The sequence below is a fragment of the Mycobacterium sp. NGS50 genome, assembly GCF_059812545.1.
In genome coordinates, this window is record NZ_JCALCW010000081.1 from 1 (window position 1) to 1274 (window position 1274).

A 1274-nucleotide genomic window follows, 5' to 3' on the forward strand; every position below is an offset into this window, starting at 1 on the left:
CGGCAACGTGGAGATGGTGGCGATTAGGCCGTCGCGGACCTCCTCGGCGGTATGGCCGTTGGGCAGGTGCACCAGCAGGGTGTAGCGCGTCGCACGCTCGACCAGGGTGGCGATCGCGGACTTGTTGGCCGCACCCATGATCAGATCTCCCTCCCAGTGCCCGGGTACGGCGCGGTCGGCGATTTCGGCGGGCCGCTCGCTGATCATGATCATCGGATCGATGAAACGCTGCCGACGCGCATCTGGGACACGGTGCGGTTTGCGTCGGGTGCGTCCGGTTCTGAGTGCTTGGGCAACTTCACGTTTGAGTCCACCACGGGCCTGAAAATATAGCGCCTGGTAGATCGTTTCGTGGCTCACCCGCATGCTTTCGTCGGTGGGGAACTCCTTGACCAGACGATACGAGATCTCTTCGGGCGACCACTTCTTGGACAACCCGTCCTGGACGTGCTGGCGGAGTTTGTCGTTGGTGACCAGCTTGCAGGGTTTGGGGCGTCGACGTGCCACCGCGGCGGCCTGATCGGCCTGATACGGCAGATATAGACCCTCCACGCTATGCCGGTCGATCTCGCGGCAGACCGTCGAGACATGCTTGCCGATACCGTCGGCGATCACGGCCTTGGGTGTGCCGACGGCCAAGCCGTCTGCGATGGCCAGCCGATCCTGCAACGATAAATACCGGCTACTGATTACCGGCGTGTTGGCCGGGGCGGTCACAGTCACTGATCGTGTGTACCGGCTGGCACCATCGTCATCGATGACCGCCGCGCCGCGATGGGCCCGCGTGGCAGCGCTGCGCCAGCGGCGGCCGGTACACACATGCACCCCGACCTCGCGCGCCGCAGCAGCCGTTGACCAGCCTTGTTCCACCAACTCCAGAAACCGTCTGCGGGCTACCGGTTTGTCGCCTGGCTGCCGCTGCGCACTGACCAGACCAGCCACCACCAGCAGCTTGCGCGCCGAGCAATGCGAAATACCCGCCGCTTTGGCGGCGGCATCCACCGAACCGGTCGAGGTGAACACCGAGACCACCTGCTCGCCATCGACCCCGTCCAACGTCGGCCGAGGCGAACCCATCGGCCGGCCCGTCGCCCGCAGAATGGCATAACCCCGCTGCCGTGAAATGCCCAGCGAAGCCGCCGCCTCCCTGACCGGCACGCCCGCATCAACGAGCTTTGCTAACCGTTCACCAAACCGAACACAGTCCTCCGAAAACGACACGGCCGCCGCAACCCCTCAAATCGAGAGCGTTGCGACGACCGCGTGAACCCGCC

At 65.0% G+C, this 1274-nt stretch carries 1 protein-coding gene; it reads right to left on the reverse strand.

What is annotated here, in order from left to right:
* On the reverse strand, positions 1-870 hold an 870-nt coding region (locus AC5Y36_RS25760; protein ID WP_500043810.1), incomplete at its 3' end, for an IS30 family transposase.
* Positions 871-1274: the final 404 nt, after the last annotated feature.